The sequence below is a fragment of the Rhodococcus sp. BP-261 genome (assembly GCF_019835205.1).
In the GTDB taxonomy this organism is placed as follows: Bacteria; Actinomycetota; Actinomycetes; order Mycobacteriales; family Mycobacteriaceae; genus Rhodococcoides; species Rhodococcoides kyotonensis_B.
This window is the reverse complement of sequence record NZ_JABUCO010000001.1, coordinates 1-17,274: the sequence shown is the minus strand read 5'-3', so window position 1 is coordinate 17,274 and position 17,274 is coordinate 1. Positions and strand designations below refer to the sequence as shown.

Sequence of the window (17,274 nt, the reverse complement as noted above, 5' to 3'; positions counted from 1 at the left end):
GTAGCGTGGAGGCATGAGCATTCACGGGGTGGAGGGCAGGTCCGACGTCGCGGTGTTACGGGAGGTCCTGGCCGCAGTGTCGGGCCGCCCGGCGCTTGCGCCGCTGCACGCGACCGCATCGGCACTGCTGGCCGATCTCGACACGGCGAGTTCGGACGACCCCTCGTCCGTTCCGCCCGGGGACATCCCGGACGTGGACATTCCGCACGTGACCAAGCCCAGAATCGACCAGCCATTGGGTGATCCGCTGGGCGGCACACCGACCCAGCTTCCTCGGCAGACGATCATCGACGCCGAGTTGGTCGACGACAGCGCAATCGACGGGGCGATCGGCGGCGGCGTCAGCGCAGGCCTGTCCAATCACGAGTCACCGACCGGCTACACCGATCAGGGCGTTCCGACGTGGGACTCGGTTCGCGGCAAAGTGGAGGGCCGGTCGGCGATGGCCCTCGGCGCGGAGGAACTCGATCAGAGCAGTCCGGCCGGCCACTCTCTCGACGAGCAGTGGAACGACCGTGAAGAAGCGGGTCGCAAGAAGCTCGACGAGATCCGGCGGTCGATGAAGGCTCCTTCGGAGCACGTGCACAAGAATACTTAGCGGGCTATGTAGTTTCGTGCACATGGGACGGCCCGACCCCAGTCATGAATGAGCTTGCATGATGATGCATAATCAATCGTATGAACGCTCGGATTGATGACGTGGAGACCTCTCCGCTGCGGATCGCCGTCGCGGGGGCAAGCGGATATGCAGGTGGCGAGATTCTGCGCCTGCTGCTCGGACACCCAGGGGTGGCGTCGGGTCGCCTCGTGATCGGTTCGCTCACCGCAGGTGGAAATGCCGGTTCGGCGCTGGGTGAGTTCCATCCGCACCTGCTCCCGCTCGCCGATCGAGTCCTCACGGAAACCACCATCGACGAGCTGTCCGGCCACGACGTCGTCTTCCTCGGACTTCCGCACGGCAAGTCGGGGGAGATCGCCCAGCAGCTGCCGGAGTCCGTCGTGATCATCGATTGTGGCGCCGACTTCCGCCTGTCCGACGCGTCCGCGTGGGAGAAGTACTACAAGTCGGCTCACGCCGGTACCTGGCCGTACGGTCTGCCCGAACTGCCCGGTCATCGTGAGAAGCTCGTCGGCGCGACGCGCATTGCCGTGCCCGGCTGCTATCCGACGGTCTCGTCTCTTGCTCTCGCTCCGGCAGTTGCGGCCGGCATCGTCGAACCGCGCGTCAACGTCGTCGCGGTCAGCGGAGCATCGGGTGCGGGTCGCGCCCCGAAAGCGGACCTGCTGGGCGCGGAGATCATGGGGTCGGTGCGGGCGTACGCCGTTGCGGGCGCACACCGGCACACGCCGGAGATCGCGCAGAACTTGTCCGCGTTGTCGCCGGAGCCGGTGACGGTGTCGTTCACTCCCGTTCTCGCGCCGATGCCGCGCGGCATCCTCGCCACCTGCACCGCGGTGACGACGGCGACGCAGGAGCAGGCCACCGAGGTCTACGAAAAGGCGTACGCTGCCGAGCCTTTCGTTCATGTACTCGGCGCAGGTCGCCTACCGCAGACCGGTGCGGTGATCGGGTCGAACGCCGTGCAGATGAGTGTGTCCGTCGACGAGGACGCAGGTCTGCTCGTCGTGGTCGCCGCCGTCGACAACCTAACCAAGGGGACCGCAGGCGCCGCGATCCAATCGATGAATCTTGCCTTGGGCATCCCCGAGACCGATGGTCTCTCGACAGTTGGAGTCGCACCGTGAGCAGCGCCACCGAGGCACAGGCATTGTCGGGCAAGCTCGTTCGCAGTCAGGGCGTCACCGCGCCCGCCGGGTTCCGCGGTGCGGGTATCGCGGCCGGAATCAAGGCGAACGGCAAGCCCGACTTGGCGCTGGTGTTCAACGAGGGCCCGGACACCACCGCGGCAGGCGTCTTCACGCAGAACAAGGTCAAGGCTGCACCGGTGCTGTGGTCGCAGCAGGTACTGCAGACCGGCAAGCTTCGTGCTGTCGTTCTCAATTCCGGTGGCGCCAACGCGTGTACGGGCGCGCCGGGGTTTCAGGACACGCATCGCACTGCGGAGGAAGTCGCAGGTGCACTGAGCAATTGGGGTACGGAGACGGGTGCCGTCGAGGTCGCGGTCTGCTCGACGGGTCTGATCGGTGACCGTTTGCCGATGGACAAGCTGATTCCCGGCGTCACCGAAGTCGTGCACGAACTCGCGGGAGGAATCTCCGGCGGGACCGACGCGGCATACGCCATCATGACGACCGACACCGTCCCCAAGCAGGCCGCCTTTCACCACACCGACAAATGGAACGTGGGCGGTATGGCCAAGGGCGCAGGCATGCTCGCTCCGTCGCTCGCCACGATGCTCAGTGTCGTCACCACCGACGCCGTCGCCACCGCACAGCAGTTGGACGAGGCGTTGCGCAACGCGACGAGACTGTCGTACGACCGCCTCGACGTCGACGGCGCCACGTCGACCAACGACACCGTGCTGCTGCTCGCGTCCGGTGCCAGTGGCGTGACGCCGACCCAGGACGAACTGAACGCCGCCGTCCTGGCCGTCTGCGACGACCTCGCCGATCAGATGATGGCCGATGCCGAGGGTGTCACGAAGCGGGTGAAGGTCACGGTGTCCGGCGCCGCGTCCGAGGACGATGCGTTGATCGGTGCACGTACCGTCGCACGCGACAGCCTCGTCAAGACCGCGCTGTTCGGGTCCGACCCCAACTGGGGCCGTGTGCTCGCGGCCATCGGCATCGCGCCGATCGAGCTGAACCCCGATCGAATCTCGGTGTCCTTCAACGGCAGTCCCGTCTGCGTCGACGGCGTCGGCGCGCCCGGTGCCAGGGACGTCGACCTGTCCGGCGAGGACATCGAGGTCGTCATCGACCTCGGAATCGGTGACAGCTCGGTCACCATTCGAACGACGGATCTGTCGCACGCGTACGTCGAAGAGAACTCGGCGTACTCGTCATGACCGCACCCGAACTGTCGGCGTCGCAGAAGGCGCACACACTCGCCGGAGCACTGCCGTGGCTGCAGCGGTTCCACGGCAAGATCGTCGTCGTCAAGTACGGCGGCAACGCCATGGTCGACGACGAGCTCAAACGCGCGTTCGCCGAGGACATGGTGTTCTTGCGCACCACCGGTATTCAGCCGGTCGTCGTGCACGGAGGCGGCCCGCAGATCACGGCCATGCTGTCCAAGCTCGGTATGACCGGTGAATTCCGCGGCGGCTTCCGCGTCACGACGCCCGAGGTCATGGACGTCGTGCGCATGGTCCTGTTCGGTCAGGTGGGCCGAGAACTCGTGGGGCTGATCAACAGTCACGGCCCGTACGCCGTCGGAATCTCGGGCGAGGACGCGCACCTGTTCACCGCATCCAAGCGCGAGGTGATGGTCGACGGCGTTCTCACCGACATCGGTCTTGTCGGCGACGTCACGTCCGTCAACCCCGACGCGGTACTCGATCTCGTTGCGGCAGGGCGCATTCCGGTGGTCTCGACCATCGCACCCGACGCGGACGGCGTCGTGCACAACATCAATGCCGACACCGCGGCTGCCGCACTTGCCGAGGCGATCGGCGCGGAGAAACTCGTCGTGCTCACCGATGTCGAAGGGCTGTACACCGATTGGCCGGATCGGTCGTCGTTGACGTCCGAGATCGACCCCGACGCGTTGGCCGCGCTGCTGCCGTCTCTCGACGCGGGGATGGTCCCGAAGATGGAAGCATGCTTGCGCGCCGTCCTCGGGGGTGTGCCGTCCGCGCACGTCATCGATGGACGTGTGCCGCATTCGGTGCTCGTCGAACTGTTCACGGGTGAAGGCATCGGCACCATGGTGGCCAAGCTGCCCGTATCCGACTCGAACACTACTGTCACAGGGGGCCTTTCATGAGTGATCACGGGACAGCAGACCTCCAGACCCGGTGGTCGAATTCGCTGATGGACAACTACGGTGTTCCTCGCGTCGCGCTGGTGCGCGGTCAGGGAGCCGTCGTGACCGACGCCGACGGCAAGGACTATCTCGACCTGCTGGCCGGCATCGCTGTCAATATTCTCGGACATGCACATCCGGCCGTCGTCGATGCGGTGACCACACAGCTTTCGACGCTCGGTCACACGTCGAACCTTTACGCGACCGAACCCGGTATCGCTCTCGCCGAACAGTTGCTGTCGCACCTCGGTGCGGGCACCCACGGCCGAGTGTTCCTGTGCAACTCGGGAACCGAGGCCAACGAGGCCGCGTTCAAGATCGCACGTCTGACCGGGCGTCCGAAGATCATCGCCGCGCAGAAGGCGTTCCACGGCCGCACGATGGGTGCGCTGGCGCTCACGGGCCAGCCGGACAAGCGTGCACCGTTCGAACCGATGCCTGCCGGTGTGCACCACGTGCCGTACGGCGACGTCGCCGCACTCGAAGCAGCCGTCGACTCGGATACCGCCGCGGTGTTCCTCGAGCCGATCATGGGCGAGGGTGGCGTCGTCGTCCCGCCGGAGGGTTATCTTCTTGCCGCGCGGAAAATCACGGCACGCCACGGTGCGCTGCTGATCCTCGACGAGGTGCAGACGGGTATCGGCCGGACCGGATGGTTCTACGCGCATCAGGCCGTCGGCATCGTGCCGGACGTCATCACCCTCGCGAAAGGACTCGGCGGCGGTCTGCCGATCGGAGCCTGCATCGGCATCGGCGAAGCAGGCAACCTGCTGCATCCCGGCAAGCACGGCACGACGTTCGGCGGAAACCCGGTATGCGCGTCGGCGGCTCTCGCGGTTCTGAAGACCATCGCCGACGAGGATCTCGTGTCCCACGCCGATCGACTCGGCAAGGTCATCACGCATTCCATCGAAGAACTGAACCACCCGCTGGTCGATCACGTACGGGGCGCAGGCCTGCTACTCGGCGTCGTGCTGACTCGAGCCGTCGCGCCCAAGGCCGAAGCCGCAGCGCGTGACGCCGGGTTCCTGATCAACGCCGCACAGCCCGACGTTCTACGCCTGGCCCCGCCCCTCGTTCTCACCGAGGAGCAGGCGGCGACGTTCGTGACGGCCCTGCCCGCAATTCTCGACACAGCCCAGGAAACGGAATAACCATGGCACTGAGGAACTTTCTGCGTGACGACGACCTGACCCCGCAGGAGCAGGGCGAAGTTCTCGCGCTCGCCGCCGAGATCAAGCGTGCACCGTTCTCGAAGCGACCGCTCGAAGGACCGAAGGGCGTCGGCGTCATCTTCGAGAAGAACTCGACCCGGACGCGGTTCTCGTTCGAGATCGGTATCGCGCAGCTCGGCGGTCACGCGGTCGTCGTCGACGGCCAGAGCACGCAGCTCGGACGCGAGGAGACGCTGCAGGACACGGGCCGTGTCCTGTCGCGGTACGTCGACGCGATCGTCTGGCGCACGTTCGGCCAGAAGCGCCTCGAGCAGATGGCGACCGGATCGACGGTTCCGATCGTCAACGCGCTGTCCAACGAGTTCCACCCGTGCCAGGTGCTCGCGGATCTGCAGACACTCGTCGAGCAGAAGGGGAACCTGAAGGGGCTAGAGCTGGCGTACTTCGGCGACGGCGCCAACAACATGGCGCACTCGCTGATGCTGGGCGGTGTCACCGCGGGCATCAACGTGACCATCGCTGCACCGAAGGCGTTCGCGCCGCTGGGTGACGTCGTCGACGCGGCGCGTGCGCGTGCAGAGCAGACCGGCGCCACCATCACGATCACCGAGGACCCCCACGAAGCTGCGGCCGGCGCCGACGCGCTCGTCACCGACACGTGGACGTCGATGGGTCAGGAGAACGACGGCCTCGACCGCGTCGCGCCGTTCCGGCCGTACCGGATCGACACCGATCTGCTGACCAAGGCGAAGTCCGACGCCGTCGTTCTGCACTGCCTGCCCGCGCACCGCGGCGAGGAGATCACCGACGAGGTCCTCGACGGCCCGCAGAGCGTCGTCCTCGACGAGGCGGAGAACCGTCTGCACGCCCAGAAGGCACTTCTGGTGTGGTTGCTCGAGCAGGCGCGACGACCGTGAGCGAGGGGGTGTCGTCGACGCCGCTGACGGCATCGACCCGCGCAGGCAGGCAGGCGCGGATCGTGACTCTGCTGGCGACGAACCAGGTCAGAAGTCAGCCGGAGCTCGCGTCGCTGCTGGCGGCCGAGGGTATCGACGTCACCCAGGCCACGTTGTCGCGAGATCTCGACGAACTCGGCGCGGTGAAACTGCGCGCCGCGGACGGCGGGGTCGGTGTGTACGTGGTGCCAGAGGACGGCAGTCCCGTCCGCGGCGTGTCGGGCGGCACCGACCGCCTGACGCGACTGCTCGGGGAGCTGCTCGTCTCGACCGATTCGAGCGGGAACCAAGCAGTCCTGCGCACGCCCCCTGGCGCGGCGCACTATCTCGCGAGCGCGCTCGACCGGGCGTCGCTGAGGGAGGTTGTCGGGACGATCGCCGGGGATGACACGATCTTCATGATCGCGCGCGAGCCCACGACCGGCAGCGAGCTCGCGGACAAGATAGAGAAACTGGCCCGACGCGGGGAGTGAACACCCCGTCGACGGCACAACGACAGACCTACACAAAAGCTAGTTAAGGAGCGCACACACCATGGCCGAACGCGTCATTCTCGCCTACTCGGGGGGATTGGACACCTCCGTCGCCATCAGCTGGATCGGCAAGGAGACCGGCAAAGAGGTCGTCGCCGTCGCCATCGACCTCGGTCAGGGCGGCGAGGACATGGAGGTCGTGCGCCAACGTGCGATCGATTGTGGCGCAGTCGAAGCCGTCGTCGTCGATGCTCGCAACGAGTTCGCCGACGAGTACTGCTTGCCGACCATCCAGAACAACGCTCTCTACATGGATCGCTACCCGCTGGTGTCGGCCATCAGCCGTCCGCTGATCGTCAAGCACCTCGTCGAGAACGCGCGTGCGCACGGCGGAACCGTCGTCGCGCACGGCTGCACCGGCAAGGGCAACGACCAGGTCCGGTTCGAGGTCGGCTTCAACACCCTCGCACCCGAGCTCGACGTCCTCGCTCCGGTCCGCGACTACGCGTGGACCCGTGAGAAGGCCATCGCGTTCGCCGAAGAGAACAAGATCCCGATCAACGTCAGCAAGAAGTCGCCGTTCTCCATCGACCAGAACGTCTGGGGTCGTGCCGTGGAGACCGGGTTCCTCGAGGATCTGTGGAACGCGCCGACCAAGGACGTCTACGACTACACGCAGGATCCGACGGCCAATTGGACGGCTCCCGACGAGCTGATCATCGGCTTCGACAAGGGTCGTCCGGTCAGCATCGACGGCCGTCCCGTCTCGGTGCTGGAAGCCATCCAGGAGCTCAACACCCGCGCAGGCGCTCAGGGTGTCGGCCGTCTCGACGTCGTCGAGGACCGTCTCGTCGGCATCAAGAGCCGTGAGATCTACGAGGCACCGGGCGCAATGGTGCTCATTCGCGCGCACGAGGAGCTCGAGCACGTCACCCTCGAGCGCGAGCTCGGACGCTACAAGCGCCACACCGACCAGAAGTGGGCCGAGCTGGTCTACGACGGTCTCTGGTACTCGCCGCTCAAGGGTGCGCTCGACACGTTCAACACGCACACCCAGGAGCACGTGTCCGGTGAGATCCGACTCACGCTGCACGCGGGCACGATCAACGTCAACGGTCGTCGCAGCGGCGAGTCGCTGTACGACTTCAACCTCGCGACGTACGACGAGGGCGACACGTTCGACCAGTCGTCGGCCAAGGGCTTCGTGCAGCTGCACGGCCTGTCCTCCAAGATCGCGGCCAAGCGGGACCTGGGCTTGTGAGCCAGAAGACCAACGAAGGGTCTCTGTGGGGCGGGCGTTTCGCGTCCGGCCCTGCAGAGGCCATGGCGGCGCTGAGCAAGTCGACGCATTTCGATTGGGTGTTGGCGCCCTACGACATTCGCGCGTCGATGGCACACGCGCGGGTGTTGCACGGTGCCGGTCTGCTCACCGCAGAGGACCTCGAGACGATGCTCGACGGTTTGGCGCGCCTCGCCGCCGATGTCGCCTCGGGTGAGTTCGTCGCCGCCGAGTCCGACGAGGACGTGCACGGTGCGCTCGAACGCGGGCTCATCGACCGCGTCGGACCCGAGGTCGGCGGGCGGTTGCGTGCAGGCCGGTCGCGGAACGACCAGGTGGCGACGTTGTTCCGAATGTGGTTGCGCGACGCGGTCCGTCGTGTATCGGCGGGCGTGCTCGACGTCGTCGACGCGTTGACGACGCAGGCGGCTTCGCATCCGAGTGCCGTCATGCCGGGCAAGACGCATTCGCAGGCCGCCCAGCCGGTTCTGCTGGCGCATCACTTGTTGGCACACACGCACCCGCTGCTGCGCGACGTCCAGCGATTCCAGGACTTCGACAAACGAGCTGCGGTGTCCCCGTACGGTTCCGGCGCTCTGGCAGGTTCGTCGCTCGGACTGAACCCAGAGCAGATCGCCGCCGAACTCGGATTCGACTCGTCGGCCGAGAACTCGATCGATGCCACGTCGTCGCGTGACTTCGCGGCCGAGGCTGCGTTCGTGCTCGCGATGACGGCCGTCGACCTGTCGCGACTCGCCGAGGAGATCGTGTCCTGGAGCACGCCCGAATACGGTTACGTCACGCTCGCGGACGCGTGGTCGACCGGCAGTTCGATCATGCCGCAGAAGAAGAATCCGGACGTCGCGGAATTGACGCGTGGCAAGACGGGACGACTCATCGGAAACGTCACCGGGCTGTTGGCGACGCTGAAAGCGCAGCCGCTCGCGTACAACCGGGATCTGCAGGAGGACAAGGAACCCGTCTTCGACTCCGTCGCGCAACTGGAGTTGTTGTTGCCTGCCCTCGCGGGATTGGTGTCGACGCTGACGTTCGACGTCGATCGCATGGCCGAATTGGCGCCTGCCGGCTACACGTTGGCGACCGACATCGCCGAATGGATGGTCCGGCAGGGAACGCCGTTCCGAATCGCGCACGAGGCAGCCGGCGCATGCGTCAGGGCCGCCGAGGCTCGTGGCGTCGGACTCGACGAGCTGACCGACGAGGAGTTGGCGTCGATCGACTCGTCGCTGACGCCTGCCGTTCGTGAGGTTCTCACCGTCGAGGGATCGATTTCCTCACGGGATTCGCGCGGCGGTACGGCTGCGGTTCAGGTCGCGTCACAATTGGGTGGCGTTCGATCGTCGGCCGAGCAACTACGGACGTGGGCCCGGACAGCACTAATCACGGACTGACACAAAAAGTCACGCACGCCGGAATTCGATGCGGTCGGTGTGAGAAGCTTCAACCTACGAAGGTGGGTGGGCGGTCGGGTCGCCGAGTCGAACGCAGGAGTTGTTGTGGTGGGACTGAATGCAGATGCGTTTCGGGAGCCGTTGCGGCGTGCGATCGCCACTGCACAGAACGGTCTGGAGGTCATCCGGCTCGGTGGCCTCGAGACCGAAGTCGATCCGTCGCCGTTCAAGGTCGTCGACCGGGACGCGATGTATCGATTGCGTCGATACTTCCCGGAGGACGCGGACCGGGAGTCGAAGCCTCCGGTAGTCCTCGTGCCGCCGATGATGGTGTCCGCGGACGTCTACGACGTCACCACCGACCAAGGCGCCGCGGGCATCCTGCACAGCATGGGTCTCGACCCGTGGGTCGTCGACTTCGGATCGCCCGACACCGAGGAAGGCGGCTGGGGGCGCACGCTCGCAGATCACGTCGTCGCGATCAGTGAGGTCGTCGACAAGGTGCACGCACTCACCGGTCGCGACGTGCATCTCAGTGGCTACTCGCAGGGCGGCATGTTCTGTTACCAGGCGGCCGCCTACCGGGGCGGCAAGAATCTGGCCAGTCTGATCACGTTCGGCGCTCCTGTCGACACGTTGGCGGCGTTGCCGTTGGGCATTCCGGCCGGGGTTGCCACCCGGGGAGCCGAGTTCCTCGCCGACCATGTCTTCACGCGCCTTGCGGTGTCGGGATGGATGGCGCGCACGGGTTTTCAGTTGTTGGACCCGGCGAAGACGGTGCGTTCGCGACTCGATTTCCTGCGGCAGTTGCACGACCGCGACGCTCTGCTGCCGCGAGAGCCGCAACGACGCTTCCTGGCCTTGGACGGGTGGGTCGCGTGGTCGGGGCCGGCGGTGGCCGAACTGCTCAAGCAGTTCGTCGTGCACAACCGCATGATGACGGGAGGATTCGTCATCAAGGATCGTCTGCTGACGCTTGCCGACCTGACGGTGCCGGTGCTCGCATTCGTCGGTGAGGTCGACGACATCGGTCAGCCCCTTGCCGTCCGAGGCATCAAGCGCGCGGCCCCGCGGGCCGAGATCTACGAAACCACGCTCCGGGCAGGGCATTTCGGGCTCGTGGTGGGTAGCACCGCGGCGTCGCAGACCTGGCCGACGACGGGGGAGTGGATCCGCTGGAGGGAAGGGCTGGGCGAGCAGCCCGACACCGTGTTCGAGATGAGTTACGACGAGCACGCCGATACCGACAGTGGTGTCTCGGTGAGCAACCGGCTGATCCACACGGCCGCATCGATCGCCGAAGTGGGGGTCGGCGTCGGGAAAGGTTTGGCGGCTGCGGCCACCGGCGCGGTGCGGGGCACGCGCGAGATTTCGACCGAGGCGGTTCGCACGCTGCCGCGACTGGCTCGGCTCGGTCAGATGCAGCCGCACACGACCGTCTCGCTCGGACGCCTGCTCGCGGAACAGGGACGCAGGTCTCCCGCGGGCGAATGCTTCCTGTTCGACGACCGTGTGCACACCTATCAGGCGGTCAACGTCCGGATCGACAACGTGGTTCGAGGGCTCATCGTCTCGGGTGTTCGCCCGTCGGCGCGCGTCGGTGTGCTGATGGAGACGCGACCCAGCGCGCTGGCGGCCGTCGCTGCGCTGTCCCGTATCGGCGCCGTCGCGGTCATGCTGCCTCCGGGCGGGGACCTCGACAGTGCGCTGCGTGTGGTCGACGTCGACATCGTCATCTCGGATCCGGAAAACCTCAAGTCCGCAACACTTCTCGCCGTCAACGTCTTGGTTCTCGGCGGCGGCGACGAGCGCGAGTTGGATATTCCCGACGGCGCCGACGTCACCGATCTCGAGGCCATCGATCCCGATTCGGTGCGGCTCCCCGCATGGTTCGAGCCGGATCCAGGACGTGCCCGCGAATTGGCCGTCGTGTTGTTCACGGCGACCGATCGCGGATTGGAGCCGCGCTTCATCACCAATCATCGATGGGCGTTGTCGGCGTACGGAACTGCGACGGCTGCCGCGCTCGGTGCCGGCGACACCGTGTATTGCCTTGCACCGCTGCACCATTCGGCGGGCCTTCTCGTCAGCGTGGGCGGCGCGCTTGCGGGCGGGTCGCGTATCGCTCTGTCGCGCGGGCTCGATTCCACGCGTTTCGCCAGTGAGGTGGCCCGCTACGGCGTGACGGTCATCAGTTACACGTGGGCGATGATGCAGACGATTCTCGACGACGACGACCTCGAACTCGGCCGTAATCACCCGGTCCGTCTGTTCATCGGATCCGGCATGCCCGTGAATCTGTGGAAGCGCACGCTGCACCTGTTCTCGCCGGCTAGGGTCCTCGAGTTCTACGCGTCGACCGAGAACGACGTCATTCTGGCGAACGTCGGGGGCGCGAAGATAGGTTCGAAGGGCAGGCCGCTGCCGGGCAGCGCCCGCGTCGAACTCGCTGCTTACGACCCGATGACCGGCCGCCTCGAAGAGGACGAGAACGGGTTCGTCCGCGTGTGCCGCGACGACGAGATCGGATTGCTACTCGGTCGACCGAACAGCGAGGGCGAGGTCACCAGCCCGCTCATGCGGGGGGTGTTCCAACCGGGTGACTCGTGGGTGCCGACGGAGAATCTGTTCCGGCGTGACGCGGACGGCGACTACTGGCTCGTCGATCGCAAGGACACCGTCGTGAGAGCCGCACGCGGGCCCGTGTACACGCAGCCGATCATCGACGCGTTCGGCGAGGTGGACGACGTGGAATCGGTCGTCGTGTACGGCATCGAAGCGCCGGAGTCCGCGGGGGCGCCGCGACGGTGGGATTACGGCGTCGACGAAATCGCGGTGTGCGCGGTGTCGACGCGTGGACACACGTCGCTGTCGGCGCGCATCGTCACCGACGCGATGGCCGTGCTGCTGCCGTCCGGGCGGCCGGACATCGTGCACATCGTCGACGACATCCCCCTCGGCAGGGCCTACCGGCCGCGCGCCTCCGACCTGCAGAAACTCGGACTACCCGCGCCGAGCGCGAGGTCATGGTTCTACGACGCCGACCAGGGCACGTATCGACGGCTCACCAAGGCAGTCGTCGCCGAGCGGTTCACGAAATCCGACGACGTGGACGACAGGTAGCCCGTTCGGCACGCGTGCTCGGTTCGGTAGTTTGAACGGACGGACTTCTCACGGGAAGTCGTGAACCTGCGAGAAAAAGGACTTCAGTGGCAATCGATCAGAACCTCCTCGGCATCCTTGCCTGCCCGGTGGACAAGGGCCCGCTCCTGCTGGTGGAGGACGAGTTGCTCTACAACCCGCGGTTGCGTCGGGCGTACCCGATCGAGAACGGAATTCCGGTTCTGTTGGTCGACGAGGCTCGTGACGTCGACGACGCCGAGCACGAGTCGATCCTGAGCCGAGCTCGATCGGCGTAGTTCACCGGCACTCAGTCGGGGAGCGGGCCCGTCAGATAGCGCTGCAGCGTCGGCCCGACGACGGCCACGAGACGATCGGCAGGCATCGACGCGATGGGTTCGAGTTCGAGGATGTGCCGGGTGAGCAGCAATCCGGCCATCTGCGACGCGACGAGACCAACGCGTTCGAGCCCGGAACCGGCAGGTACGTCGACGCGAACCGCGGTGTCTCGCAACGCAATCTGCAACAGGAAGCTGCTGATCAAGCTCGTGTCGCCACTCGCGATCATCGACCGAAACGCAGCGACGATTCCCTGACCGTTCTCCGAGTCCCAGACGCCGAGAATCGTTCTCGCGAGCGTCGGGCCGAGGACGTCGATGTCTGCTGCGAGTATCGGCTTCAATGTCTCGTCCGGGTCGACCGGCAGTGCGACGGCCGCGACGAACAGGTCACGCTTGGTCCCGAAGTAGTGGTGGACGAGCGCGGAATCCACCCCGGCGTCCGACGCGATCGACCGGACCGAAGCCCTGTCGAATCCCGCTTCCGCGAAGCGCCGACGCGCGACCGTCAGGATTGCGTCCTTCGTGCCGGACCGGCCCGGGCGTCGGCCGGAACGTGCAGGTGGGGCGGTGTCCGTCACGGAGTCCGCCGCCGAAGCGTCGCGGCGCCCGCGCACAAGGCGACGAGGGTGAAACCGGCGACCACAGCGATGTCGACGCCCATCCGCCCGGTGAAGGCGGGATTCGCGGAGATTTCCTGTAGTGCATCCACGGCGTAGCTGAGCGGAAGCACGTTGCTGATCGCGTGCAGCCAGTCCGGCATCTGCTCGCGCGGAACCAACAGACCGCACAGGAACAGTTGGGGAACGACCACGACGGGCATGAACTGCACGGCCTGAAATTCGGTGCGGGCGAAGGCGCTGCACAGCAATCCGAGGGCGACGCCCAGAACTGCGTTGAGCACCGCGATGAGCAACACCCAGGCAACCGGACCCGCCGTCGTCAAACCGAGCAGCCCGAACGACACCGCGCACGCCAGGAGGGCCTGCAGGACCGCGGCGACAGAGAACGCGGTGGCGTAGCTCGCCAACAGATCCAATTTCGACATCGGTGTCGTGAGCAGCCGCTCGAGCGTGCCGGAACTGCGCTCACGTTGCATCGCGATGGACGTGATCAGGAACATCACGACGAACGGAAGGATGCCGAGCATCGTGATCGCGATCCGATCGAACAGCGGCAGGGCGCCGGGTCGTACCGGTACGTCGTCGTAGAGGAAGTACAGCAGCGCCATCAACAGCGACGGGACGAAGAGAATCATCGCGACGGTCCGGCGATCCGAACGCAGCTGACGCAGAATGCGTCCGGTGCCCGCGGCGTAGATCTGTGCGGTCATGACGTCTTCTCCATGGTGTCGTGTGCCCGAACGAGGGAGAGAAAGGCGTGCTCGAGGGTCGATTCGCCCGTGGTGCGCAGCAGCTCGTCGGGCGTCGGTCGTCCGAGGACGGTTCCGTTGCGCATGAGGATCAACGTGCTGCAGTGCTCGGCTTCGTCCATGACGTGGCTCGACACCAGGATCGTCGTGCCGGCGGCGGCGATGTCGGTGAACCGTTCCCAGAGCTCGAAGCGCAGAACGGGATCGAGGCCGACCGTCGGCTCGTCGAGTATCAGCACCTCGGGTTCCGCGACGAGCGCGCTCGCCAGCGACACACGTGAGAGTTGCCCGCCGGACAAACCACCGCTGATCGACGACGCATGGTCACCGAGCCCGACGGTGTCGATCGCGGACTGGACCGCGGTGCTGCCGCGGCCGTACAGCGCGGCGAAGTACGCGATGTTGTCGCGAACGGTGAGATCCCGGTAGACGCTGGGCGCCTGAGTCACGTAGCCGACCTTCGACCGTAGTTGTTTCGCACCGGCAGGTGATCCCAACACGGTGACCGTTCCGCTCTCGACGATCTGGGTGCCCACGATCGAGCGCATCAACGTCGTCTTACCGCAGCCCGACGGGCCGAGAAGCCCGGTGATGGCACCTCGGGGTATCTCGAGGTCCACGCGATCGAGGACCGTCCGTTTGCCCCGCCGCACGGTCAGCTTGTCGACGACGATTGCCGGTCCGATGTCCGTCATGACGCCCTCCCTGAATTCACCATTCGATGATTTCACCCTGTGATGAATTATGACCCCACGGCCGATGCGAAGTCAACGGGCGGCAAGATGACTTCACGTGGATATCGCTGCTCTGACAGGACACCCGGTCGACGCAGCTCGGCATCTTCTCGGGGCGACGCTGGCTGCCAACGACGTGAGCATCGAGATCGTGGAGGTCGAGGCATACGGCGGCCCGGAGGGCGGCCCATGGCCCGATCCGGCTGCTCATTCGTACCGAGGTCCGACGCCGCGCAACGCCGTCATGTTCGGGAGCGCGGGAAGGCTCTACGTGTACCTGAGCTACGGCATGCACCTGTGCATGAACGTCACCTGCGGTCCCGACGGCGAGGCGGGCGCGGTCCTGCTGCGGGCCGGTGAGGTGACGCGGGGGGAGGGCGTCGCATTCTCGCGACGCGGCCCGCGAGCGCCGGAACACAAGTTGGCGAGCGGCCCGGGAAATCTGGGGTCGGCGCTCGCAATATCGTTGGCGGACAACGGAACCGATCTGTTCGACGCGGCGTCGCCGGTGAGGTTGTCGAAGCTCGGTGACGCACGCGCCATCCCTGACATCGCGTACGGCCCGCGCGTCGGGGTGAGTACCGGCGCAGACAGAGCGTGGCGGCTTTGGGACCCGAGTTCGCGGGCAGTGTCGGCATATCGACGCAGCCCTCGCGCGGTTCCCGGAGACTGACGGGCGGACCTCGGACGCACGAGCGGACGGAGATGCGGGAAGATCGACGGGTGAGTGAGAACATCATCGACGAACTGACCTGGCGCGGGTTGATCGCGCAGTCCACCGACCTGGACGAACTGAAGAAGGCGACGTCGGGGGAGCCGATCACTCTGTATGCGGGGTTCGACCCGACGGGCCCAAGTCTCCACGCCGGTCATCTCGTTCCGCTGCTGGCGTTGAAGCGGTTCCAGCGAGCAGGGCATCGTCCGATCGTCCTGGCCGGTGGTGCGACGGGTCTGATCGGCGATCCGCGCGACGTCGGCGAACGCACGATGAACTCTTCCGACACCGTGCGCGAGTGGGCCGACCGCATCCGCGGACAACTCGAACGCTTCGTGGAGTTCGGCGATCCGGCCACCGGTGCGATCGTGGAGAACAACCTGTCGTGGACGGGTGAGCTGACCGCGATCGACTTCCTGCGCGACATCGGCAAACACTTCTCGGTGAACGTCATGCTCGCTCGCGACACCGTCAAGACGCGTCTCGAAGCCGACGGCATGTCGTACACCGAGTTCAGCTACATGCTTCTGCAGGCAAACGACTACGTGCAGTTGCGCCGCAAGCACGGCTGCACGCTGCAGATCGGCGGCTCCGATCAGTGGGGCAACATCGTCGCCGGCGTCGAACTGAACCGCCGCACCGATGCAGAGTCGGTGCACGCGCTCACCGTCCCCCTGGTGACGTCCGCCGACGGCAAGAAGTTCGGCAAGTCGACCGGTGGCGGAAGCCTGTGGCTCGACCCCGAGATGACGAGTCCGTACGCCTGGTACCAGTACTTCGTGAACACCGGCGACGCCGATGTCGTGAAATACCTGCGGTGGTTCACGTTCCTCGGGCAGGAGGAGTTGGCAGAACTCGACGAGGCGACTCGCGAACGTCCTCATGCCCGTGAAGCCCAGAAGCGACTCGCGGCCGAGATGACGACGCTGGTACACGGAGCCGAGAACACCAAGGCCGTCGAATTGGCGAGCCAGGCGCTGTTCGGACGCGCCGAACTGCAGGAACTCGACGAATCGACCCTGGCAGCCGCTCTTCGCGAGACGTCGGTCTTCGACATGGGTGCGGGGGAGCCGTCGACGATCGTCGACCTGCTCGTCGGTACTGGCCTGTGCGAGAGCAAGGGTGCCGCCCGCCGCGCGGTGAAGGAAGGCGGCGCGTCCGTGAACAACGTGAAGATCCCCGACGAGGACTGGACGCCGTCGCCCGACGATTTCCTCCACGGAAAGTGGCTCGTCGTTCGACGAGGGAAGCGAAACTTCGCCGGCGTGCACCTGCGCTGAGGTAAGTTCGCCGGGGTGGCGCGAGTCACAAGCATGTGATTTCAGGTTCGGAGCGGGTATGTCGCTCCGGCTGGGGTCGCTACCTCGGCGTTTACCCCCCGGGTTGCAGGGCGACCTGGGAATTTGACGTGATGTTTTCCGCCGCGTAACTTTGTCCAAGTCAGAGCGACACGGACACCGACTCCGAGCCGAGAGGCCGGAGACAACGAGGTTGTACGGGTTACGCGATGATAATCCCGATCGTAACGAGTTCGCTTGTTCGTTCGGTGGGTCCGACAAAACGGCCGATTGACTCGGTCGGTTGGATCAGTTAGGCTGGAACGGTTGCCTCAGACGCCCCGGGATTCGATTCCCGAGGCCGGCGATGTGCGCGTGTTCTTTGAGAACTCAACAGTGTGTCGATGAATGTCAGTGCCGAATGTTTTTGGCGCTCATGCCTTTCGGGGTGTGGGTGTGACGTCTTCTTGCTTCATTCTTCCCGTCTGGGGTGAG

General features: G+C 65.9%; 16 protein-coding genes. 13 read left to right on the top strand and 3 right to left on the bottom strand.

The annotated features are described in order from the left end of the window. Positions 1-13: 13 nt before the first annotated feature. From HQ354_RS00080 to HQ354_RS00030, 11 genes are all read left to right on the top strand, one after another. Positions 14-598, top strand: coding sequence for a hypothetical protein (locus tag HQ354_RS00080; RefSeq protein WP_167675064.1), 585 nt, complete (start codon positions 14-16; stop codon positions 596-598). Positions 599-678: 80 nt separating this feature from the next. After that, positions 679-1,746: an N-acetyl-gamma-glutamyl-phosphate reductase gene (gene argC, locus HQ354_RS00075; protein ID WP_167675066.1), complete on the top strand. Its 1,068-nt coding sequence runs from the start codon at positions 679-681 to the stop codon at positions 1,744-1,746. Then, positions 1,743-2,969 (top strand): bifunctional glutamate N-acetyltransferase/amino-acid acetyltransferase ArgJ, encoded by a 1,227-nt coding sequence (argJ, locus tag HQ354_RS00070; protein ID WP_068420877.1) that lies wholly within the window; start codon positions 1,743-1,745, stop codon positions 2,967-2,969. Before argC ends, argJ begins: the two co-directional genes overlap by 4 nt. After that, entirely contained in the window at positions 2,966-3,889 is a 924-nt protein-coding gene (gene argB / locus HQ354_RS00065; RefSeq protein ID WP_068420878.1) for an acetylglutamate kinase, read from the top strand. Before argJ ends, argB begins: the two co-directional genes overlap by 4 nt. Beyond that, on the top strand, positions 3,886-5,082 hold the full coding sequence (locus tag HQ354_RS00060; RefSeq protein ID WP_068420879.1) for an acetylornithine transaminase: 1,197 nt from the start codon (positions 3,886-3,888) through the stop codon (positions 5,080-5,082). Before argB ends, HQ354_RS00060 begins: the two co-directional genes overlap by 4 nt. Positions 5,083-5,084: 2 nt before the next feature. Next, positions 5,085-6,020 carry an ornithine carbamoyltransferase gene (argF, locus tag HQ354_RS00055; RefSeq protein WP_068420880.1) on the top strand — a complete coding sequence of 312 codons (936 nt, stop codon included), beginning with the start codon at positions 5,085-5,087 and terminating at the stop codon, positions 6,018-6,020. Then, positions 6,017-6,532: an arginine repressor gene (locus tag HQ354_RS00050; protein WP_068420984.1), complete on the top strand. Its 516-nt coding sequence runs from the start codon at positions 6,017-6,019 to the stop codon at positions 6,530-6,532. The genes argF and HQ354_RS00050 overlap by 4 nt, the downstream gene beginning before the upstream one ends. 61 nt (positions 6,533-6,593) lie before the next feature. Then, positions 6,594-7,793 carry an argininosuccinate synthase gene (locus tag HQ354_RS00045; RefSeq protein WP_068420882.1) on the top strand — a complete coding sequence of 400 codons (1,200 nt, stop codon included), beginning with the start codon at positions 6,594-6,596 and terminating at the stop codon, positions 7,791-7,793. After that, positions 7,790-9,223: an argininosuccinate lyase gene (gene argH, locus HQ354_RS00040; RefSeq protein ID WP_222633961.1), complete on the top strand. Its 1,434-nt coding sequence runs from the start codon at positions 7,790-7,792 to the stop codon at positions 9,221-9,223. Before HQ354_RS00045 ends, argH begins: the two co-directional genes overlap by 4 nt. 105 nt (positions 9,224-9,328) lie before the next feature. After that, complete coding sequence (locus HQ354_RS00035; protein WP_167675072.1) at positions 9,329-12,346, top strand: AMP-binding protein; 3,018 nt, start codon at positions 9,329-9,331, stop codon at positions 12,344-12,346. Positions 12,347-12,432: 86 nt separating this feature from the next. Next, positions 12,433-12,642: a Trm112 family protein gene (locus tag HQ354_RS00030; RefSeq protein WP_068420888.1), complete on the top strand. Its 210-nt coding sequence runs from the start codon at positions 12,433-12,435 to the stop codon at positions 12,640-12,642. A gap of 11 nt (positions 12,643-12,653) precedes the next feature. On the opposite strand, the gene HQ354_RS00025 is transcribed toward HQ354_RS00030, so the two are convergent. Genes HQ354_RS00025 through HQ354_RS00015 form a run of 3 tightly spaced genes read right to left on the bottom strand, consistent with a single transcriptional unit; the run spans position 12,654 to position 14,748 of the window. Then, complete coding sequence (locus tag HQ354_RS00025) at positions 12,654-13,262, bottom strand: TetR/AcrR family transcriptional regulator (RefSeq protein ID WP_254303368.1); 609 nt, start codon at positions 13,260-13,262, stop codon at positions 12,654-12,656. Then, positions 13,259-14,014 carry an ABC transporter permease gene (locus HQ354_RS00020; RefSeq protein WP_068420892.1) on the bottom strand — a complete coding sequence of 252 codons (756 nt, stop codon included), beginning with the start codon at positions 14,012-14,014 and terminating at the stop codon, positions 13,259-13,261. Before HQ354_RS00020 ends, HQ354_RS00025 begins: the two co-directional genes overlap by 4 nt. Then, positions 14,011-14,748 carry an ABC transporter ATP-binding protein gene (locus HQ354_RS00015; protein ID WP_068420894.1) on the bottom strand — a complete coding sequence of 246 codons (738 nt, stop codon included), beginning with the start codon at positions 14,746-14,748 and terminating at the stop codon, positions 14,011-14,013. Before HQ354_RS00015 ends, HQ354_RS00020 begins: the two co-directional genes overlap by 4 nt. Before the next feature lie 97 nt (positions 14,749-14,845). Between HQ354_RS00015 and HQ354_RS00010 the strand changes: the two genes are divergently transcribed. Further along, positions 14,846-15,460: a DNA-3-methyladenine glycosylase gene (locus tag HQ354_RS00010; RefSeq protein ID WP_068420896.1), complete on the top strand. Its 615-nt coding sequence runs from the start codon at positions 14,846-14,848 to the stop codon at positions 15,458-15,460. A gap of 50 nt (positions 15,461-15,510) precedes the next feature. Continuing rightward, positions 15,511-16,782, top strand: coding sequence for a tyrosine--tRNA ligase (gene tyrS / locus HQ354_RS00005; RefSeq protein WP_068420898.1), 1,272 nt, complete (start codon positions 15,511-15,513; stop codon positions 16,780-16,782). Positions 16,783-17,274: the final 492 nt, after the last annotated feature.